Source organism: Streptomyces milbemycinicus (assembly GCF_002154605.1).
Taxonomy (GTDB): Bacteria; Actinomycetota; Actinomycetes; order Streptomycetales; family Streptomycetaceae; genus Streptomyces; species Streptomyces milbemycinicus.
Genome location: NZ_MUNE01000174.1, coordinates 1 through 18664 on the forward strand (window position 1 = coordinate 1; position 18664 = coordinate 18664).

Consider the following 18664-nt stretch of genomic DNA (forward strand, 5'->3'; position numbering starts at 1 on the left):
ACCGAACTGCACCCGCGTCCGCACGTACTCCACCGTCCGCTCCAGCGCCGCGTCCGCCGCTCCCACCGCCTCGGCGGCCGCGCTGGCCGCCGAGGCGGTGGGAGCGGCGGACGCGGCGCTGGAGCGGACGGTGGAGTACGTGCGGACGCGGGTGCAGTTCGGTCGCCCGATCGGGTCGTTCCAGGCGGTCAAGCACCGGCTGGCGGAGGTGTATGTGAAGGTCGAGGCGGCGCGGTCGGCGGCGTACTACGCGGCGTGGGCCGTGGGGCGGTCCGCGGTGGCCCACGAGTCAGGCGCGGGCGCGGGCGCCGAGGCCGGAGAGGCCGCCGGGACCGCCGAGGCGGCCGTCGCGGGCGGGCTCGCGCTCGCGCAGGCGTTGGAGGCGCAGCGCAGGGCCGCGGGGGAGGCGGTGCAGCTGCACGGCGGCGTCGGCTTCACCTGGGAACACGACGCGCACCTCTACTTCAAGCGGGCCGCCTCGGACGAACTGCTCTTCGGCCCGGTGCACCGGCTGCGGGCGTGGGCGGCCGAGCGGGAAGGGCTGTTCGCGGAGCCGGACGTAGCGACCGCGGGCGCGGCCGCGGGAGCGGGCGCGAGCGCGACCACCGACGGGCACCGGGCCCGGAAGGCGGTGGCGGTGTGATGGCGTCGCCCACAACGCGTCCGGGCTACGGAGTCCGGCTGATCCAGAAGGTGTCGTCGGGCCGAGCCTTCGCGAAGCTCGCGCCGCATATCGTCCCGGCGCTCGACCGCGCCGTGCACCGGCTGACCCGCGGCAAGGTGCTGCCCAGCGCCCGGATGCTGCCCGGCGTCATCCTTACGACGACGGGCGCGAGAAGTGGTCTGCCCCGCCGCACCCCGCTGGCCTGCATGCCGGAGGACGGCGGCACCTGGCTGCTGATCGGCAGCAACTTCGGCCGACCGGGCCACCCGGCGTGGACCGCGAATCTGCTGGCCCATCCGGACGCCGAGATCAGCTGGAAGGGCCGTGACATCGCGGTCCGGGCTCGGCTGCTGACGGGTGAGGAGCGGGAGGCGGCCTGGGCGGCGGTGCTCCGCTTCTGGCCGCCGTACGCGACGTATCAGGCGCGGGTGGAGCGCGAGATCCGCCTGTTCCGCGTGGCGCCGACACGGGACGGGGACGGATCCGACGGCGCGTAGGGCCGGTGGGTCACGGCGCGTAGGGCTGGCGAGCCAGGGCGCGTAGGGCCGGTGGGTCGGGGTTCGCCGTGGGGGGTGACAGGACGTGCGGAACCCCGGAGCCGACCGGCCCGCTGCGGTGGGCGAGCGATGACGGGCCCGAAGGGTCGGGGCCCGGGCGCTCGCGACGCCGACGCGCGCGGTGCGTGTTACTCGGCCTACTTGGGCGGCTTCCTGCCCGTGATGCCGAGGTGGATCAGAAGCGTCAGGGCGGGCCTGAGCTCGGCCTGCTTGACGCCCCAGCTCTGGAAGCCCTTCTGGTGGGCGGCGACCGCGGCCAGCATCGCGACGATCGAGCCCGCGACGGCCGCCGGGCTGACGTCCTTGTCGTACCGGCCCTTCGCCTGGAGCTCCTTGACGGCGTCGGTCAGGGAATTGGTGACGGAGTTGAGGATCTTCATGCGGATCTTGTAGAACCGCTTGTCCCCCTCCGCCGCGCCAAGATCGACAACTCGCAGGATGGCGTCGTGTTTGCGCCAGAAGGAGAGGAAGCCCTCGACGAGTTCTTCCGCGGCCTGTGCGCCGGATTTTCCGGCCCACGAGCGCCCGGCGACCAAGTCGGTCAGGCCCGCGCCTTCCTTCGCCATCTCCTCCGCGATCTCGAGGACGGCGCCCTCGACATCGGGGAAGTACTGGTAGAACGTCGCGGGCGAGGTGCCGGCCTTGCGCGCGACGTCGATGACCTTGACGTCTCGGTACGGGGATGTGCTGAGCATCTCGCTGAGGCAGTCGAGCAGCTTCTGCCGCGTCGCCTGCCCGCGGCGACCGGCGACCCGCCCGTCGACGGTGCGTACTTGTCCTGTCATGACGTCAGCTTACCGAGGGGTGATCGAAGCGCGATTCGACTGCGTGCAAATGGGGACCATGCTCGGCTTGGGACTCCTGAGGCCGTGCTGATCAGGGACAACGAGTAATCGAGGCCCGTCTGGGCGGCTTCTCGCCCGTCCGCGGACGGCTAACCCGTTCGCGTGATTCATATTATCAACAGCCTGTGGATAACTTCGGTGGACAGAGCGACAGTGGCGCAGGCCGGGGGATCGGCGAGCGGCCTGAAATAGACCCTGGGGATGTGCCCGAATCAGGCCCCATGCCCGCGTATCGAATCGGGCTTTACCGGCGATGAACCATTAGCGTGGCAAATGACGTAAAGAGCGTTGTGCGTCGCGCAGCGGGGCATTCGCACGGGAGGACCGGAATCATGGCCGCATTCACGGAAGGCGTGCCCTGCTGGGTGGACGCGATGCTCCCCGATCTGGAGGCGGGCAAGCGCTTCTACGGCGAGCTGTTCGGCTGGACCTTCGGGGCGGGCGAGCCGCGCTACGGCCACTACACCCAGGCGTTCCACGGCGGGCGGAACGTCGCCGCCCTCGCCCCCAAGCCGGACGGTCGGATGCCGACCGTCTGGAACATCTACTTCGCCGCCCAGGACGCCGCCGCCACCGCCGCGCGCATCCGCGCCGCAGGCGGTCAGCTGATCACCGAGCCCATGCCGATCGGGGACTTCGGCGTCATGGTGACGGCCGTGGACCCCGGGGGCGCGGTCTTCGGCGTCTGGCAGGCGGGCAGCCACCCCGGCTTCGAGGAGCACGGCACCCCTGGCTCGTACGGCTGGATCGAGCTCCGCACCCGGGATCCGGAGCGGGTGGACGCCTTTTACCGGGCGGTCTTCGGATGCGGGACGGTGCGGCCGGGGAAGGAGAAAGAGTTGGGCGGGCGGCCGGGTGAGGGCAAGAGGCCGGGCGAGGAGAGGGAGCCGAGTGAAGGGACAGGGGTGGATGGGCGGCGGCAGGAGGCCGACATCGTGTTCTGGGCGCCGCGCGGGAAGCCCGCGGGGCCCGAGCATGCGATCGGTGCCCGCGCCGCCATGGGTGACAGATTTCCGGCCGAGATGCCCGCGCACTTCCTCACCTACTTCGTGGTAGCGAATTGTGACGAAGTCGCGCGGAGGGCGCATGCGCTCGGCGGGCGCCTGCTCAATGACCCCGAAGATACGCCGTACGGGCGTTTCGTGGCGCTTGCGGACAATCAGGGCGCGCATTTCGCCGTCGTCGACACCTCGGCGGCGGGGTCTTCGCGCACGGAAAGCGGAGCGTAGCGGGGCCGGGAGCCCGGCGTACGGCAAAGTGGAGGTCGGCCGGGCGCCGCCAGGTGACACGACGAAATCGCCCCCGGGTTCGCAACCGCCGCCTTCGCCAGAGAGAATGCAGGTTGCGTGCCGCCGGTTGGTTTGTCGGTGAGACGCTGCAGCGGGGCTGTATTTTTTCAAGCCCCACGGGGAGGTGGCAGGCAAGTGGTGGAGCAGCTGACGCAGCACGATCCGAGGCGTATCGGACCGTTCGAGGTGCTCGGCCGGCTTGGCGCGGGCGGTATGGGGCTGGTCTATCTGGCCCGCTCGGCGTCCGGCCGACGGGTCGCGATCAAGACGGTGCGGACCGAGCTCGCCGAGGACCAGCTGTTCCGTGTCCGCTTCACCCGCGAGGTGGAGGCGGCGCGCGCGGTCAGCGGCTTCTACACGGCCGCCGTCGTGGACGCCGATCCGCGGGCCGCGGTGCCGTGGCTGGCGACCGCGTACGTCCCGGCTCCCTCCCTCGAGGAGATAGTCAATGAGTGCGGGCCGATGCCGGCCCAGGCGGTGCGCTGGCTGGCGGCCGGGGTCGCCGAGGCGCTGCAGTCCATCCACGGCGCGGGTCTGGTCCACCGGGATCTGAAACCGTCGAATGTGCTGGTCGTCGAGGACGGCCCACGAGTGATCGACTTCGGTATCGCGTCCGGAGTCTCGAACACCCGGCTGACGATGACCAACGTGGCCGTGGGTACGCCGGCCTATATGTCGCCCGAGCAGGCGCGCGACTCGCGCAGCGTGACGGGCGCGAGCGATATCTTCTCGCTCGGTTCGACGCTGACCTTCGCGGCGACCGGCCACGCCCCGTTCCATGGCGCGAACCCGGTCGAGACCGTGTTCATGCTGCTGCGCGAGGGCCCGGATCTGACCGGTCTGCCGGACGAGCTGCGGCCGCTCATCGAGTCCTGTATGCAGATGGAGCCCGAGCGCAGGCCCACCCCGGCCGATCTGCAGTCGCAGCTGGCCCCGCATCTGTTCGCCTCCAACGCCGAGGACAGCGGTACGGCCTCGGCCTGGCTGCCGGCCGGCGCGGTCGCGCTGATCGAACGCAAGCGCAACGGGCGGAACCAGATCGCGCGCCCCGCGCGGGGCGCGGACGGCCGCCATGGCGGCGACGGCGCGAGCGGTGGCGGCGCGAGCCGGCCGTCCGCGCCGCTGCCGCCGGAGCGCCCCCCGACGCCCACGCCGGGGTACGACTCGGCGCACGGACCGGGCGCGGGGCGCGGGCGGCACAGCGCGCCCGCCGGCGCCTCCGGCTGGGAGCCCATGCCTGCGGGCGACCCGCGCGGCGGACTGCGCACCGATATGGGGAACCCGGTGCATCCGCCGCATCCGCCGGGCCCGATGAGTGCCATCGGCCCCGGGCGCCACGCCGCGCCCGCGGCGGCGGGCCCGTCGGGCTCCCAGGCCGCGCCGCCCTCCGTCCAAGGCCCCACTGGCCCCGGCGGCCCCACTGGCCCCGGCGGCCCCACCGGCCCCGGCGTGGCCGCCGGCCCGACAGGTCCTACAGGGCGTCCTACAGGTGCCACGGGCCCGGCGCCCATCGGAGCCGATGCGTCGGTCCGGCTGCCCGGCTCCAAGGTGCCCATCGGCCCCGGCCGCCGGGCCACCGACGGGCGCGAGCCGCAGCCGCAGCACGAGACGGGCCCCGCCACCGGCTGGGTCCGGCCGCCGAGCGGCCTGACCGGCGGCGGGAACGGAGGCGAGGGCGGCATCGCGCCCGGCGCCCTTCCGCCGCCGTCGTCGCCGCCCACCTCTGCCCCCTCCCCGGACGCCTCCGAGGCCCCCGGCGGGGGCGCGGCGCACGGCCGCTGGCGCCCCTGGCGGTTCCGTATGTCGAACGATGTGTGGGGCACCCCGGCCGTCGCGGGCGAGTTGCTGTACGTGACGTCCTTCGAGGTCCACGCGCTGGACGTGGCCACGGGGCGGCGCCAGTTCAAGACCCGCGACGTGGCCTGGGCCATGGCCGTCTCGAACGGCCGGATCCACGCCTCGGACGGCCCGACGCTGTACGCGCTGGACGCGGAGGACGGCGCCGAGCGGTGGCGGCTGTCCACGGACGGCTGGGTCTACTCCCTCAAGGTCGACCGCGGCACGGTGGTGACCGGCACCCGCGGCGGCGGTGTCCAGGCATGGGAGGCCGCGAACGGCGAGCTGCTGTGGGAGATGCAGGGCGCCCAGACCGACTTCGAGACGCCCGAGTCCGGGCCGGCCATCTACGACGGCACGGTCTTCGTCTGGGCGGACGCGCGGCTGCGCGCCCTGGAGGCCCGTACGGGCGTGGAGCGCTGGTCGTACCCGATCGGCGACGCGGCGTCCTGCGGCGGGGTCCCGGTGCGGCTGCTGTCGGCCCCCGACGGGTGTGTGTACGTGGCGGCGGGCACGCGCGTGCTGGCGATCGACATCGAGCGCGGGGAGGTGCGGTGGCGCTTCGAGGCGCCCGCCGTCTTCCTGTGCGCCCCCGCGTACGCGCCGGGGCCCGCGGTGACGGGCGGCGGCGTGTACATCGCCGACTACCTCGGCACGGTCTACGCCCTGGACGCGGCGAACGGCCGCGACCGCTGGCGGATCGCCACCGAGGCGCGTAAGTCGATCGAGCCGGTGCTGGTGGCGGACGGGTCGGTGCATCTGGGCAGCGGCTCCGCGCTGTACACGCTGGACGCGGTCACCGGCACGCCCAAGTGGCGCTTCGCGGCGGGCGGCGAGGTCATCGGCTCCCCGGTCGTCGCGGACGGCCGGGTCCACTTCGGCTCGGCCGACCACTGCCTCTACACGGTGGACGCGGCGGGCGGACAGCTGCGGTGGAAGCTCGCGACGGGCGGCGAGATCACGGGCTCGCCGGTGGCCGCGGGCGGCGTGGTGTACGCGTGCAGCAAGGACCGCTGCGTCTATGCGCTGGACGCGGTCAAGGGCACCGGCCAGTCGCGGGCGTCGGCGCGCCAGGGGTAGTCCGTCGCGCGCCTGATGGGCAGTCGGCCATGTACCTGACAGCTCCTGCTACGGTAGCGGGCGCTGCCCGGACCCGGTGGGGCCGGGAAGGTCGACGGGGAATCGGGGGCTGAACACATGATGCGGCGTGGTCTGCGGCTGACGGCCGTACTCGCGGTGGTGCTGGTGGCGTTGACCGGCTTCAAGAGCCGTGGGCACGGGCGGCACGGCTCGGGTGGCGGGGGCGGCTGCTCCAGCTCCAACTCGCACGACTCCAGTTCCAGTTCCGGCTCCGGTTCCGGCGGCTACTCCGACTCCAGCTCCGACGACTACGGCTCCGACGACGGCTCCTCCGGCTCCTCCGGCTCCGGTTCCGGTGGCTACCGCTACCACGACCGCTACGACGACAACGACTCCTCGTCGAGCAGCGGTTCGTCGTCCGGCTCCTCCTCCAAGCCGGGGGAGCTTGCGCCGGCCGTCGCCGTCGTCAAGTGCGCCGGCAAGGACAAGAACGGCGAGCCGGCCGCGACCGTGAAGGTGACCAACCAAACCGACAGGTCCCAGACGTACATCGTCACCATGGACTTCCGCGACAAGGACTCGAAGGTGACCTCGGGCAGCGCGTACGCGCGCTTCGCTGCGAAGCAGACGAAGACCGTGAAAGTTCCTCTGGATGATCCTGGGGTTGTGGGAACCGTAGTGACGTGTGAGGTCGTCTCCGTCGACTGAACGGGCCAGGCCGGCCGGGTGGAACCTCTCCCGAAGTGACTTTGGGGTAGGGAGCCGCCTTCACTAGGGTGGCGTGTACTCGTCAACGGCCCGGTGTCGGCCTGAATGTGTCTTTCCAACGGGGGTAATTCATGCATCGCCGCTCCATGCGCCTTGTCGCCGTCGCCGCGATCGGGCTGCTGGCCCTGACCGGCTGCGGCAAGAAGGGCAGGCACAGCAGCGGGTCCGGCGGCTTCGTCTCCGGCGGCGGCAGCGGCGGCAGCGAGCCGCTGTCCAGCCCCAGCGGCCTCCCGACCGATCTGCCCACGGACCTGCCCACGGATCTGCCGTCGGGCCTCCCGTCGTACACACCCTCCGATCTGCCCTCGTACACCCCGTCGCCCTCGTACAGCTACAGCGACTCCCCGTCGCCCACCTACAACTCGGACGGCAGGTACGACGTCTCCGCCAGCGACTGCGACTACGACGAGTCCACGCATGAGTTCCAGTACACGCTCAACGTCAGGAACCCCGAGACGCAGGGCATGCGTTACTCGATCAGCGTCAAGTGGGCCGACTCCTCCACCTCCAGCCAGCTCGGCACCGACTACCAGTCCGTCTACGTATCGAGCGGCAGCTCCCAGACGGTCACCGCCACCGCCTACCGCTACCTCACCGAGCAGACGTCCTTCACCTGCACCGTCGACTCGGTGATCAAGGTCCCGAACTGAGCGAACTGAGCGAACTGAGAAAACGTACCCCGGCCGGCGCCCCTCAGCGCGTACGGAATCCCGGAGTCCGGGCCGCGAAAAGCCCGGCCTGGCGCTCCGGTGGCAGATTCCCCAGCGCGACCAACTGCGGGGCGTGCGCCAGCGCCTGAGCCAGCGCCGCCTCCTTGGCCGCCCACACCGCCCGTACCGTCCCCTGCACCGCCGCTGACGGATACGACGCGATGACGGCGGCCGCCCGCAAGGCGGCGGCGACCGGGTCGGCGCCGGCCGGGGTCACCTCGCTCACCAGGCCGATCTCATAGGCCCGCCGGGCCGTGAGGCGTTCCGCGGTGCCCATCAGCGCCATCCGCGCGACCTCCCCCACGGGCATCCGCTGCGCCATGTAGACCGCCTCGTAGGCGCTGACCATGCCGTAGCTGGTGTGCGGGTCGAAGAACGTGGCGTGCTCGGCGGCGACGATGAACTCCGCCTCGCCCAGCAGGTAGAACGCTCCGCCGCAGGCCATTCCGCCCACCGCGGCGACGACCGGCTTCCACAGGTCGTTCGCCTTGGGCCCGATGGTCAGCAGCGGGTCCTCGACCGAGTACGGCCCCGAGGGCTGTGGCACCCGCACCGCGCGGTCGAGGCCGGTGCAGAAGGCCCGGTCGCCCGCCCCGGTGAGCACCACGGCCCGCACCGAATCATCCATCCGGAAGCCCCGCCAGACGGCCGCCAGCTCCGCGGCCGTCTCCAGGTCGATGGCGTTGTGCCGCTCGGGCCGGTCGAGCGTGACGACCGCGACGCCGCCGTCCCGGACCTCCGTACGCACCGTCATGGCCGCTCCAGGACCCAGCGCACCACCACGACACCGTCCGCCGCCTGGTGGAAGACCGCCCGCACCGGGGCGTTGATGCGGATCCGCGCCGGGTCGACCGAGTCGAGCGCGGCATCGGCGGCGGCGACCAGATTGCCCACCAGCCGGATACGCGGGGCGTCCACGAGCTCGACGAGGATCACGTTGTACGGCGCCTGGGCGGCGTACGCGGGCAGCAGCGGCGGATGCGGTACGACGTACGACCAGATCCGGCCACGGCCGCTGGTCCGTATCCACTCGCTTTCGAAGGACTGGCAGTGCGGACAGCAAGGGCGGGGCGGGAAGCGGGGCTCGGCGCAGCCGGCGCAGGTCTGGACGCGCAGCTCGCCGCGCGCCGCGTAGGCGAAGAAGGGCGCCCCGTCGTCGTCGAATACGGGTACGAGCAGCCCGTGTTCCTCCGTGTCGCCGGAGCCGTCCCGGATACCGGACTGTGTCATCTCCTCGATCAACTCCTCAGCAGCAGAGCGGAGGTGGGTACCCCTTCACCCGCCGTGACCAAGCAGGTCGCGGCGTCCGGCACCTGCGCGGTGCTGGTCCCGCGCAGCTGTCTGACCCCCTCGGTGATGAGGTTGAAGCCGTGTACGTACGCCTCGCTGAGGCCGCCCCCGCCGGTGTTGAGCGGCAGCCGCCCGCCGATCTCCAGCGCGCCCCCCTCGGTGAAGGCGGCCCCCTCGCCGCGCGTGCAGAAGCCGTAGCCCTCCAGCGACAGCGGGATCAGGGGGGTGAAGGCGTCGTAGATCTGTGCCACGTCCACGTCCTGCGCTCCGAAGTCGGCCGTCTTCCACAGCTGGCGGGCGGCGGTCCAAGCGGGCCCGGTGAGCGGGTCGTCGTTCCAGTAGTTGACCATCCCGTGGTGCTGGGCGGGCAGCCCCTGGGCCACGGAGTGTATGTACACGGGCGGGCGCCGGCAGTCGCGGGCCCGCTCGGCGGAGACGATTACGCAGGCCAGCGCGCCGTCGGTCTCCAGGCAGTTGTCGAACAGGCACAGCGGCTCGCTGATCCAGCGGGCCGTCATATACATCTCCCGGGTCAGCGGCCGCTCGTACATCATCGCGGCCGGGTTCTGGTTGGCCCGGTTGCGGCAGGCCAGCGCGACGTTGAAGAAGTGGTCGCGGGTGGCGCCGTACTCATGCATATAGCGGCGGGCCAGCAGGCCGATCTCATCGGCGGGCCGCAGCAGCCCGTACGGCCGGGTCCACTGTGCGGGGGTCGGCAGCTGCGCGCGCGTGTTCGTCCATGGGCGCGGGCCGCTGCCGCGTTTGCGCGATCGCCATGCCACCCCGACGCTCGCCTGGCCGGTGGCGATCGCGGCGGCCAGGTGCGCCACGGTCGCGCAGGAGCCGCCCCCGCCGTAGCCGACCTTGCTGAAGAAGGTCACATCCCCGGCGCCGATGGCCTTGGCGACCTCGACCTCGTCCGTCTCCTCCATGGTGTACGAGGCGAAGGCGTCCACCTCGGACGGGGCGATCCCCGCGTCGTCGAGCGCGGCGAGGATCGCCCGGCAGGCCAGGGCCTTCTCGGACTCGGGGAGGCGTTTGGCGAAGGGGGTCTGGCCGATACCGGCTATCGCTGTCGCGTCTTTCAAGGTCGCCCCCATCGCCACCTCCATGGCCGCGTTCACCGGTGCTGACAGCGGGGAAGGCTACCGCTAATCTGACGGACAGTCAGCTACTCGTGGCGCGGATACGGGAGGCGACCCGATGCGCGAGACCATCCCGGCGCTGGTACGGGCGGCGGCGGAGCGTTATGGCGACACCGAGGCGGTCGTCGAGGGCCGCACCCGGATCTCGTACGCGGAGCTCGGCGAACGCGTGGAGCGGGCCGCGGCGGCATGCCTCGCCTCGGGCGTCGAGACGGGCGACCGGATCGCGATCTGGGCGCCCAACACCCTCGACTGGGTCGTGGCGGCGCTCGGCGCGGTCACGGCGGGCGGGGTGCTCGTCCCCGTCAACACCCGCTTCAAGGGCGCGGAGGCGGCATACGTCCTGCGGCGCACCCGAGCCACCCACCTCTTCGTCACCGGCACCTTCCTCGGCACCTCGTACGTGGCCTCGCTGCGCCGTGCGGCGGGGGAGGGGCCCGGCCGCGGCCCGCTGCCCGGCCTGCCATACCTACGCGAAGTGGTCGTCCTGGCCGACGACGCCCCCGCCGACTTCCACGCCTGGAAGGACTTCCTGGCGGCGGGCGAGCGCGTCTCCTCCGAGGCGGTGCGCGCCCGAGCCGCCACCGTACGCCCCGGCGACCCCTCCGACATCACCTTCACCTCGGGCACCACCGGCAACCCCAAGGGCGTCGTGATCACCCACGCCCAGACCGTGCGCGTCTACACCACCTGGAGCGAGGTCACCGGCCTCACGGAGGGCGACCGCTACCTCATCGTCAACCCGTTCTTCCACACCTTCGGCTACAAAGCGGGCATCATCGCCTGTCTGACACGCGGCGCGACAATGGTGCCGCAGCCCGTCTTCAACGTGGAAACCGCCCTCGCCAACATCGCGGCCGAGCGCATCACCGTCCTCCCCGGCCCACCTACCCTCTACCAGTCCCTCCTCGACCACCCGGCCCGCGCCACGCACGACCTGTCCACCCTGCGCCTGGTCATCACAGGCGCCGCCGTCGTCCCCCTGGAACTGGTCGAACGGCTCCGCAGCGAACTCCGCGTCGCCACCGTCCTGACCGCCTACGGCCTCAGCGAGGCCTCCGGCACCGTCACCATGTGCCGCCGCGGCGACCCGCCCGAGATCGTCTCCGCCACCTCCGGCCGCGCCATCCCCCACACCGAGGTCACGGTCGTCGGCGCCGACGGCACGGAGCTCCCGCCGGGGCAGCCGGGTGAGGTCTGGGTCCGCGGCTATCACATCACCCGCGGCTACTTCGAGGACCCCGTCGCCACCGCCCGGGCCATCACCCCGGACGGCTGGCTGCGCACGGGCGACGTCGGCGTCATGGACCCCGACGGCAATCTGCGGATCACCGACCGCATCAAGGACATGTTCGTCGTGGGCGGCTTCAACGCGTACCCGGCCGAGATCGAGCAACTCATCGCCCGCCACCCCGATATCTCCGATATCGCGGTCATCGGCATCCCGGACCCGCGGCTCGGCGAGGTGGGGAAGGCGTACGCGGTGCGGCGCGCGGGGGCGACGCTGACGGCGGACGATCTGATCGCCTGGTCACGGCGCGAGATGGCCAACTACAAGGTGCCCAGGCAGGTGGAGTTCCTGACGGAGCTGCCGCGGAACGCGAGCGGAAAGGTGCTCAAGACGCACCTGCGCTCGCGCGGTCCGCGGCTTGATTGATCGCCCCCTTGACCTACTCGGCCGGGTGGCCGATCCGACCCTTACGGACGCCGCTCACGAATGCGGTCCACGCGGCGGGGGGTATGAGGAGGGCGGGGCCGGTCTTGTTTTTGGAGTCGCGGACGCCGACTGCGGTGTTCAGGTCTGCGACCTCGACGCAGGCGCTCGGGTCTTGGCCGCTGTAGGACGACTTGAACCAGGTGGCTTCTTTGCGGACGCTCATGGCTATACCAACTCTCGTGCTAGTTCTTTGAGGAAGCGAGGCGTTTCCGTCGGAGGTAGTGCGCCCTCGCGCATGGCATCGAAGCGGCGGTTGTGTTTCCAGACCTCACCCTTCTTATCGGTGTAGCTGTTGGTGCGGGTGTCGAGTACGACGACTGAGTCGAGGCTGCTGTCGAAATCGACAACGATGAAGTTGTCGCTTGCCCTGTACGTGGCAAGGGACTGTGGCAGGACTTGGACGGTCACGTTGTCGAGACCGCACAACTCGGCGATGGCCTCGTACTGCTCCCGCATGATCTCCGGGCCACCGATGACTCGGCGCAGCGCCGACTCGTCAAGGACGACCCGAAGTTCAAGTGGCTGGTCCTGACGCGTGATGACCTGCTTGCGTTCCATGCGTACGCGCGTGTTGTCCTCCACGAACGCCGTTGTCGTCTCCTCGACGGGCTTCGCGGTCATGAACATCGCCCGCGCGTAGTTCTCGGTCTGCAACAGCCCGAAGACGACCTGCGCATTCCAGGCACGCATCGCACGGGCGTCCATCTCCAGCCCGACGTACGTGTGCAAGCCCGATGGCATCACGCTGCGGTACGGCCTCCACCAGTCACTCGTGCGCGACTCGCGATGGAGTGCCAGCAGGGTCTCTCGGTCATCGATGTCCGTAACGCCGTAGCGGTCCAGCAGCGCCTCCATGTCGGCAACCCGTGGGAGGCTGTTGTTACCGGTCTCCACGCGGCTGAGCTTGGCGTCGGAGAACCCAAGCCCTTCGGCTGCCTCCAGGATGGTGAGGCCGTTCTTCTCGCGTAGGCGGCGAAGCTCTTTGCCGAGTTCCCGGCGGCGGAACGTAGCACCTCGTCGTGCTGCCATCTCTGTTCCCTCCACGTGCCCCTGTATGGCCTCGGCACGTTGCCGTACCGAGTCTGCCATCCCCTGTTCCCCTGGCGACAGCCTCTGTTGACGCGGAGGCATGTGCCACTTTCACCATAGCGGCAGTTTCACTTGCAGATACCCGTGTAGGTACAGAACAGTGATTGAGGAACCGAGGGCCGGGTTGAGGCGGCGGCTGGAGCCAGCCGATCTCTGCGCCTGAACACCCGTCTGCCCAGCAACTTCTCAGGGATGGGAGGCAGTTGCATGGCCACTGTCATTACCGAGCTGAAGCGCATGCGCGTTTCTGTCGCCACCAATCCGAAAAACGTTCGAGGGCTACTCCGTGCAGGCGTACGCACCCTCGTGGAGTGGGGCCTGAAAGGGCTCGTGAGTGCGACCGGCCGGGGGCGGCAAAGCGCGGAGCACCCGGCAGCTCACCCCGCCCTCACTCCCGTACCGCCGCCGAAGCCCGTCGCCACGGAGTCCTCCGCTCCCTCCGCCTCATCCTCCGTCTGCTACGAGGACCCGCCGACGCTCGTCCTCCCGCGCGTCCCCGCCGCTGAGCGCTTCCCGATTCTCTGGGACTTCGACCCCGTGGGGTTGTACGTCGTCCGGTACGAGCGTGAGCGGGCGTTGGGAGTGGCGAGGTGAGTGCGGAGACACCTCCACAGGAGACGCAGGGGGGTTCCGGCCCGCGCCCCACTCTCAAGGAGCTGGAGCAGCGCGCGGAGGCTCTGGCCAAGGCGATCCGCAAGCACCTGGAGCGGGGGACACGGCGGTGAAGTCGTTGATGGCGCGGGGCATGACCGCTGGAACCCGAGGCTGCGCGAAGTGCGAGGAGTACACCGCGTTGCGCGAGAAGGCCAAGCAGGAGGGGGATTACGGCAGGGCGACCGCGTATGAGGTCTTGCGCCGCCGTCACCCGTCCCACGAAGCGCCGAGCCGTACGGCCCGCTGGGGGTTGCCCGTATGAGCCGGCCGACGCCGTACAAGGGCCCGAAGGTGGGCCAGGAAGCGTACGACGCTGCCACGGGGCGCGTCGGCGTCCTCCAGGACGTCTGTCACGTTGACGATCTCATCTTCGACCACAGGATGTCCGGGCCCCGCGTCGCGTTCCTGCGTCCGGCCGAAGGTGGGCGGGAGTGGATGACCGACGCCCGAAACGTCAGGTTCCCGGAGGGGGCGGAGAAGTATTCCGACGTCTGCGGCGAGCCACGATGGGAGTGACCCGCCCTCCCCCCACCCCCTCGCAAAAAAATGCTTGCTCTCCATCAAGCGATTTCCTGCAAGAGGGTGGGGGAGGGCGGGCGCCGCCGACTGAGCTTTGTGTGGATTCGCCAGACCTCGACCTCATCCGCGGTCTACTGTACGAACACATCGTGCTACCCACCGTGGTCACCTGAGGGGGAACCCTGTGTCATCGTCCTGCGACCCCAAGTACGCTCCTGTCGGCGATGTGGGCGCAGCGCTCATGATGATCGACTCTCGGCTCAAAAGCGTCTACGACGGCAAGACCGAGGCCGACCCCGAACAGCAGGCGCTGATGGACCAGTTCACCGCGTCCCTGGGCCCCGGGGGAGCGGATGCCGTGCTGGACGGTGCGTGCACGCTCATCTTCATGTTCATGAAGTGGCTGCGGCTGGCCTACGAGGACCACGGCAAGGATGTCATCGAGTACGTGGTGCCCAACCTCGTGGCCACGATGCGCATGATGCCCAGGAGTGTCGGCCCCGACGCCATCCCCACGATGGCCGGCCTGGTCGTCGCCGCGGGCACCGGCCTGAGCCCCAACCTGTGGCGCAAACAGTACGGATACTGGACCGAGGGCGAGATGACTCCCCTGGAAGCCACCGCCTTCCTGCTCGCGGAGCACATCAACCGCCTCACCGACGACCGCGACTTCGCCACCCGCATGATCACCGAAGCTCTGTCGAGTGCGGACGAAGGCTGACGTCGGCGGGGCCCAGGAGTAGCGCGAGGAGCTGCTTGGCGAACTCCTTCGGGTGTTCCGTGGCCCCCACGTGCCCGCCCGGGAATTCCACGACCTCGCCGCCGAGCCCGAGCAGCTGTGCCAGCCGCCGGGCCGGCCCGTACAGCGGCTCCTGCTCCCGTGATTCCCGGCCGGCTGCCAGTATCAGCCGGTCCGCGGCGGGGCGCAGGGCGGCGAGGTCGGGGACGGTTGCGGTGAACGGGCACAGCACATGCTCCAGGAAGACGGGGAGGTTGGCGTGCATACGGGCGGCCATCTCCTGGATCTCGGGCGGAAGTTCGGTCGGCCGGTCCGACGGCTGTCCTCCCAGGCCCTCGTTGAACCGTGCCATCGCCGGGCCGACCCCGTCCCTGCGGAACGTCTCGCGCACCTCGGCGAAGAGGCGGCGGTGCGGGGCGGGGTCCTCCAGGGCCTCGATCAGCGGGGGCTCATGGGCGACCACGCGGCGCAGCCGCTCGGGGTGGCGGGCCAGGAGGTCGAGCGCGACGACGGCGCCTGAGCTGCAGCCGAGTACGTACGCGCTCTCGTGGGGTGAGAGCAGTTCGAGCAGCCGGTGGGCGTCGTCGCTCCATACGTCCACCCGCTGGTCGGTGAGCGGGCCGTCGAGGGGGCTGCGGGACAGGCCGCGTGGGTCGTAGGAGACAACGGTGTAGTGGGCGGCGAGGTCGGGGGCCATGCCCTCGTACAGCCCGGCGTCGGCGGCGCCGCCGGGGATCAGCAGCAGGACGGGGCCGCTGCCGCGGGTCTCGTAGTGGAGGGTGGCGCCGGGGACTTCAAGGGCGTCGGTCGTGGGCTTGGGCATGGCTGGGCCGCCTCTCTTCCTAGGGGGTCTAGGTTTAACCTAGCATCCCTAGGTTTGCGGGATGGCAGGATTTTCGTGTGCGCGGGACCGCGCCGCGCCATCGTCCAGCCCGCCATCGTCCAGCCCCCGTCGCTCAAACCGCCCTGATCCACCTGCCCAGCGCATCGCGCAGACCGTCATCCGTCGTGCCCTGCCACGCGATGTAGCAGTCGGGGCGCAGCAGCAGCGCGGTGTCGAGTTCCGGGACGGTCATGGTGTCGACGTACGGTGCCCAGGGGCCCGTGTCGAGAGTGCCGGTGGGGTCGAGGAGGAGCGGGCGGCCGGTGCGGGTCGCCTCGCGCAGGCCCGGCAGGTCGGGTGCCCAGCGGCCGACGAGCGGCCCGGTCACCGGGCCCATGTCGTAGGTGATGTCCGCGCCGGACATCAGATCCGCGAGGTGCTGCCGGGTCGTGGGCTGGGCGAGCAGTTCGCCGAACAGTTCGCGCAGCGCCGTCACTTCGCCGCCCGGGCGGATCAGCAGCGACTGCGCCTGGGTGTGCATGGCGACGCGCCGCGCCACCGGGGCTCGTTCCGCCTCGTAGCTGTCCAGCAGCCCCTCGGGGGCGTGGCCGCACAGCTCCGCGGCCAGCTTCCAGCCGAGGTTCACCGCGTCCTGGATGCCCATGTTGAGCCCGGGGCCGCCGATCGCCGAGTGCACATGCGCGGCGTCGCCGAGCAGCAGGACGCGGCCCGCGCGGTAGCGCTCCGCGATGCGGGTGTTGCCGCCGAACAGCCGCCTCATCACATGCGGTCCCGGCCCGGTCGGCGGGGCGAGCGGCACATCGGTGACACCGAGCACCCGGGAGGCGCTGGCCCGCAGCTCGTCGAGGGAGGCCTCGCCCTCGGCCGGCTGGTCCCATTCCACCGTGCTGAGCAGCGGATCGCGATCCGGGAACGGCGCCCAGGCGACCAGGCCGCGCTCGGTGCGCAGATGCCGGAACGCCGGTACGACGCCGAAATCGGGCACGGCCAGGCCGCCGTCGGCGCCGACCATGCCCGGGTCCACGCTCACCTGTCCCATGCGCGACACCGAGTCGTCGGCGGTCACACCGGGGAAGCCGATCCCGGTGAGCTTGCGGACCACGCTGTGTCCGCCGTCGGCGCCGACCAGGAACGCCGCTTCGATCGGCTCGCGCCCGCGCAGTTCGACCGTCACCGACTTCTCGTCCTGCGTCAGGCCGATGACCTCGTGGTCGCGCCGTATCTCGACGCCCAGCTCGGCGGCGCGCTCGGCGAGCATCTGCTCGATGCGGCGTTGCGGCACCGGCAAGGCGTAGAGGGGGTTGTCCGGCAGGTCGCTCAGCTCGAGCGGGAACGCGCCGAATACGAAATGGGGCACCGGTTCGGGTGTGGCGCCGGGCGAGGTCAGCCGCTCGTACAGCCCGCGCCGGTCGAGTACCCGCACGACCTGGCCGACCATGCCGTTCGCGCGCTGCTCGGTGGACGGTTCGGTGAGGCGTTCCAGGACGAGCGGGCGTATGCCGGCCAGGGCGAGTTCGCAGGCGAGCATCAGGCCGTTGGGGCCGGCGCCCGCGATGACGACGTCGATCATGAGCAGAGTCCTTTCGGGCTTCAGGGCTTCAGGGCTTTCGGGTTTTTGGGCAGGGGGTATCGGCCCGGTCGGTCGCCGGGCTTTGTGTGCGTAGGGAGATGCCTAGGGCGTGGGCGTGGGCAGCCCCGCCGCGATCAGGGTGAAGGCGTCCGTGAGCAACCGGCTCATCGGCATCGGCGGATCGGTGCGGAGGTGGTGTGTCATGGCCGCGTTCGTCGCGGCCATGACCGCGGACGCGACGAGGTGCGGATACAGGTCCTGCTGCGGATCGATGCCGGTGCGGTCGGCGACGGCCGCGGCGATCTCGGCCTCGGCGATGGCCCCGGCCCGCAGTATCTCGCCTTGCAGGACAGGTTCGGCGAGCATTACGCGCACCCCCGCCGTCCACTGTGCCGCGTCGGGAACGGGGTGGGCGGCCACCGCCGCGTCGGGCTCGAACTGCGGCAGTACGGAGTGGAGGACCGCGTCCCACAGCGGCTCCGCCGGGCGCTCGCGCAGCGCTTCCGCGATGCCCAGGCATCGGTCGAGGTGGCGGGCGGCGATCGCCTCGCCCTTACTGGAGAAGTAGTTGTTGAACGTGCGCGGCGAGACCCCTGCGGCCTCGGCGATGTCCTCCACCTTGACGCTGTCGAACCCGCGCTCGACGGTCAGCCGGATCGCCGCCCAGCTGAGCGACGCGCGTGTCTCGGCCTTCTTCCGCTCTCGCAACCCCATGCCAAGAAGGGTAGCGAAACTTTGCGCGCCACGAAAAGATGCGTGGCGCGTAAAAATGCGTGCCCCGCATATTTTGCTGGGGCTTACCCTCGCGCCCGATCCCCCCGCCCGCTCAAGCCCGGTCGCCCTGGCCCACGGCCTCGGCCAGCGCCCGCATCCGCCGAAGGAAACCGTCGCCCTCCGGGGATCCGAACCACACGGCCAGATGGTCCGCCTCAACGGCTCGCCACGCCTCTACCTCCTCGCGCACCTCCCCGACATCGCGCCCGACATCGCGCCCGTCGTCGTCCCACCCGATCCGCGCCCCCGCATGGATCTCCCGCCCGCCGCTCAGCTCGCGCAGCCTCGCCCGGTGCCCGGCGAACTCCCGCGGACCCAACCCCACCCCCTGCCACCAGTCGCCCACCTGCACGGTCCGGCGCAGCGCGGCGTTCGAGTTGCCGCCGATGAGGAACGGCACGGGGTGCTCGGGTACGGGCTGGAAGACGGCGCGCTCGTCGAAGGAGTGGAACGCGTCCTCGTACGGCCCGCCGCCGCTCTCGTGCAGCTGCCGGATCAGCCGCAGCGCGCTGGTCGTCCGGGCGCCCCGGGTCGCGAAGTCCGCCCTGGCGGCGTCGAACTCGTACTCCTCCCA

At 71.0% G+C, this 18664-nt stretch carries 22 protein-coding genes; 12 read left to right on the plus strand and 10 right to left on the minus strand.

Annotation, left to right across the window (positions count from 1 at the left end):
* Positions 1-643 (plus strand): acyl-CoA dehydrogenase family protein (locus CCN51_RS15450; RefSeq protein WP_245881624.1); only part of this gene is annotated, 643 nt, incomplete at its 5' end.
* Positions 643-1161, plus strand: coding sequence for a nitroreductase family deazaflavin-dependent oxidoreductase (locus CCN51_RS15455; protein WP_014178872.1), 519 nt, complete (start codon positions 643-645; stop codon positions 1159-1161). The genes CCN51_RS15450 and CCN51_RS15455, both read left to right, overlap by 1 nt.
* Positions 1162-1358: 197 nt before the next feature.
* On the opposite strand, the gene CCN51_RS15460 is transcribed toward CCN51_RS15455, so the two are convergent.
* A complete protein-coding gene (locus CCN51_RS15460) occupies positions 1359-2006 on the minus strand; it encodes a TetR family transcriptional regulator (RefSeq protein ID WP_014178873.1) in 648 nt (215 codons plus the stop codon).
* Between the two features lie 392 nt (positions 2007-2398).
* Between CCN51_RS15460 and CCN51_RS15465 the strand changes: the two genes are divergently transcribed.
* From CCN51_RS15465 to CCN51_RS15480, 4 genes are all read left to right on the plus strand, one after another.
* Positions 2399-3295 (plus strand): VOC family protein, encoded by an 897-nt coding sequence (locus tag CCN51_RS15465; RefSeq protein ID WP_014178874.1) that lies wholly within the window; start codon positions 2399-2401, stop codon positions 3293-3295.
* A gap of 195 nt (positions 3296-3490) precedes the next feature.
* A complete protein-coding gene (locus tag CCN51_RS15470; protein WP_014178875.1) occupies positions 3491-6271 on the plus strand; it encodes an outer membrane protein assembly factor BamB family protein in 2781 nt (926 codons plus the stop codon).
* 117 nt (positions 6272-6388) lie between these two features.
* Positions 6389-6979 (plus strand): hypothetical protein, encoded by a 591-nt coding sequence (locus CCN51_RS15475; protein ID WP_014178876.1) that lies wholly within the window; start codon positions 6389-6391, stop codon positions 6977-6979.
* Between the two features lie 146 nt (positions 6980-7125).
* A complete protein-coding gene (locus tag CCN51_RS15480; RefSeq protein ID WP_245881625.1) occupies positions 7126-7689 on the plus strand; it encodes a hypothetical protein in 564 nt (187 codons plus the stop codon).
* 43 nt (positions 7690-7732) lie between these two features.
* Here CCN51_RS15480 and CCN51_RS15485 read toward each other — a convergent pair whose 3' ends face one another.
* Genes CCN51_RS15485 through CCN51_RS15495 form a run of 3 tightly spaced genes read right to left on the minus strand, consistent with a single transcriptional unit; the run spans position 7733 to position 10139 of the window.
* A complete protein-coding gene (locus CCN51_RS15485) occupies positions 7733-8503 on the minus strand; it encodes an enoyl-CoA hydratase/isomerase family protein (RefSeq protein ID WP_014178878.1) in 771 nt (256 codons plus the stop codon).
* On the minus strand, positions 8500-8979 hold the full coding sequence (locus tag CCN51_RS15490) for a Zn-ribbon domain-containing OB-fold protein (protein ID WP_014178879.1): 480 nt from the start codon (positions 8977-8979) through the stop codon (positions 8500-8502). Before CCN51_RS15490 ends, CCN51_RS15485 begins: the two co-directional genes overlap by 4 nt.
* 8 nt (positions 8980-8987) lie before the next feature.
* Positions 8988-10139, minus strand: coding sequence for a lipid-transfer protein (locus CCN51_RS15495; RefSeq protein ID WP_043491229.1), 1152 nt, complete (start codon positions 10137-10139; stop codon positions 8988-8990).
* A gap of 103 nt (positions 10140-10242) precedes the next feature.
* Here CCN51_RS15495 and CCN51_RS15500 point away from each other — a divergent pair, with 103 nt between their 5' ends.
* Positions 10243-11841 (plus strand): FadD3 family acyl-CoA ligase, encoded by a 1599-nt coding sequence (locus tag CCN51_RS15500; protein WP_014178881.1) that lies wholly within the window; start codon positions 10243-10245, stop codon positions 11839-11841.
* A gap of 13 nt (positions 11842-11854) precedes the next feature.
* On the opposite strand, the gene CCN51_RS15505 is transcribed toward CCN51_RS15500, so the two are convergent.
* Together CCN51_RS15505 and CCN51_RS15510 are read right to left on the minus strand one after the other, a co-directional pair.
* On the minus strand, positions 11855-12064 hold the full coding sequence (locus tag CCN51_RS15505; protein WP_014178882.1) for a DUF397 domain-containing protein: 210 nt from the start codon (positions 12062-12064) through the stop codon (positions 11855-11857).
* A 2-nt stretch (positions 12065-12066) separates the two neighbouring features.
* A complete protein-coding gene (locus tag CCN51_RS15510) occupies positions 12067-12930 on the minus strand; it encodes a helix-turn-helix domain-containing protein (RefSeq protein ID WP_014178883.1) in 864 nt (287 codons plus the stop codon).
* A gap of 267 nt (positions 12931-13197) precedes the next feature.
* Here CCN51_RS15510 and CCN51_RS15515 point away from each other — a divergent pair, with 267 nt between their 5' ends.
* The 5 genes from CCN51_RS15515 (at position 13198) to CCN51_RS15530 (ending at position 14884) form a co-directional block, all read left to right on the plus strand.
* Positions 13198-13584: a hypothetical protein gene (locus CCN51_RS15515; protein WP_143675808.1), complete on the plus strand. Its 387-nt coding sequence runs from the start codon at positions 13198-13200 to the stop codon at positions 13582-13584.
* Positions 13581-13715 carry a hypothetical protein gene (locus tag CCN51_RS59215; protein ID WP_264349430.1) on the plus strand — a complete coding sequence of 45 codons (135 nt, stop codon included), beginning with the start codon at positions 13581-13583 and terminating at the stop codon, positions 13713-13715. The genes CCN51_RS15515 and CCN51_RS59215 overlap by 4 nt, the downstream gene beginning before the upstream one ends.
* A gap of 20 nt (positions 13716-13735) precedes the next feature.
* Entirely contained in the window at positions 13736-13906 is a 171-nt protein-coding gene (locus CCN51_RS55855) for a hypothetical protein (RefSeq protein ID WP_170061310.1), read from the plus strand.
* Positions 13903-14160, plus strand: coding sequence for a hypothetical protein (locus CCN51_RS15525; protein WP_014178886.1), 258 nt, complete (start codon positions 13903-13905; stop codon positions 14158-14160). Before CCN51_RS55855 ends, CCN51_RS15525 begins: the two co-directional genes overlap by 4 nt.
* A 187-nt stretch (positions 14161-14347) precedes the next feature.
* Positions 14348-14884, plus strand: a complete 537-nt coding sequence (locus CCN51_RS15530) for a hypothetical protein (protein WP_043487416.1) — start codon at positions 14348-14350, stop codon at positions 14882-14884.
* On the opposite strand, the gene CCN51_RS15535 is transcribed toward CCN51_RS15530, so the two are convergent.
* From CCN51_RS15535 to CCN51_RS15550, 4 genes are all read right to left on the minus strand, one after another.
* Positions 14850-15725 (minus strand): alpha/beta fold hydrolase, encoded by an 876-nt coding sequence (locus tag CCN51_RS15535; protein WP_014178888.1) that lies wholly within the window; start codon positions 15723-15725, stop codon positions 14850-14852. The two genes, CCN51_RS15530 and CCN51_RS15535, sit on opposite strands and share 35 nt — an antisense overlap.
* 133 nt (positions 15726-15858) lie before the next feature.
* The gene (locus tag CCN51_RS15540) at positions 15859-17316 is read right to left on the minus strand and encodes an FAD-dependent monooxygenase (protein ID WP_086859645.1); all 1458 of its coding nucleotides are present in this window, start codon (positions 17314-17316) and stop codon (positions 15859-15861) included.
* A gap of 102 nt (positions 17317-17418) precedes the next feature.
* Positions 17419-18030, minus strand: a complete 612-nt coding sequence (locus CCN51_RS15545) for an acyl-CoA-like ligand-binding transcription factor (RefSeq protein WP_014178890.1) — start codon at positions 18028-18030, stop codon at positions 17419-17421.
* Between the two features lie 112 nt (positions 18031-18142).
* The coding region (locus CCN51_RS15550; protein WP_143675809.1) for an LLM class flavin-dependent oxidoreductase at positions 18143-18664 on the minus strand (522 nt) is incomplete at its 5' end.

What these genes read in the sequence shown, in the direction of transcription:
- CCN51_RS15455 (WP_014178872.1), top strand. Translation starts at nt 643, where the DNA reads ATGGCGTCGCCCACAACGCGTCCGGGCTACGGAGTCCGGCTGATCCAG.
- CCN51_RS15460 (WP_014178873.1), bottom strand. Translation starts at nt 2,006, where the DNA reads ATGACAGGACAAGTACGCACCGTCGACGGGCGGGTCGCCGGTCGCCGC.
- CCN51_RS15465 (WP_014178874.1), top strand. Translation starts at nt 2,399, where the DNA reads ATGGCCGCATTCACGGAAGGCGTGCCCTGCTGGGTGGACGCGATGCTC.
- CCN51_RS15475 (WP_014178876.1), top strand. Translation starts at nt 6,389, where the DNA reads ATGATGCGGCGTGGTCTGCGGCTGACGGCCGTACTCGCGGTGGTGCTG.
- CCN51_RS15480 (WP_245881625.1), top strand. Translation starts at nt 7,126, where the DNA reads ATGCGCCTTGTCGCCGTCGCCGCGATCGGGCTGCTGGCCCTGACCGGC.
- CCN51_RS15485 (WP_014178878.1), bottom strand. Translation starts at nt 8,503, where the DNA reads ATGACGGTGCGTACGGAGGTCCGGGACGGCGGCGTCGCGGTCGTCACG.
- CCN51_RS15490 (WP_014178879.1), bottom strand. Translation starts at nt 8,979, where the DNA reads ATGACACAGTCCGGTATCCGGGACGGCTCCGGCGACACGGAGGAACAC.
- CCN51_RS15495 (WP_043491229.1), bottom strand. Translation starts at nt 10,139, where the DNA reads ATGGGGGCGACCTTGAAAGACGCGACAGCGATAGCCGGTATCGGCCAG.
- CCN51_RS15500 (WP_014178881.1), top strand. Translation starts at nt 10,243, where the DNA reads ATGCGCGAGACCATCCCGGCGCTGGTACGGGCGGCGGCGGAGCGTTAT.
- CCN51_RS15505 (WP_014178882.1), bottom strand. Translation starts at nt 12,064, where the DNA reads ATGAGCGTCCGCAAAGAAGCCACCTGGTTCAAGTCGTCCTACAGCGGC.
- CCN51_RS15510 (WP_014178883.1), bottom strand. Translation starts at nt 12,930, where the DNA reads ATGGCAGCACGACGAGGTGCTACGTTCCGCCGCCGGGAACTCGGCAAA.
- CCN51_RS15515 (WP_143675808.1), top strand. Translation starts at nt 13,198, where the DNA reads ATGGCCACTGTCATTACCGAGCTGAAGCGCATGCGCGTTTCTGTCGCC.
- CCN51_RS55855 (WP_170061310.1), top strand. Translation starts at nt 13,736, where the DNA reads ATGACCGCTGGAACCCGAGGCTGCGCGAAGTGCGAGGAGTACACCGCG.
- CCN51_RS15525 (WP_014178886.1), top strand. Translation starts at nt 13,903, where the DNA reads ATGAGCCGGCCGACGCCGTACAAGGGCCCGAAGGTGGGCCAGGAAGCG.
- CCN51_RS15535 (WP_014178888.1), bottom strand. Translation starts at nt 15,725, where the DNA reads ATGCCCAAGCCCACGACCGACGCCCTTGAAGTCCCCGGCGCCACCCTC.
- CCN51_RS15540 (WP_086859645.1), bottom strand. Translation starts at nt 17,316, where the DNA reads ATGATCGACGTCGTCATCGCGGGCGCCGGCCCCAACGGCCTGATGCTC.
- CCN51_RS15545 (WP_014178890.1), bottom strand. Translation starts at nt 18,030, where the DNA reads ATGGGGTTGCGAGAGCGGAAGAAGGCCGAGACACGCGCGTCGCTCAGC.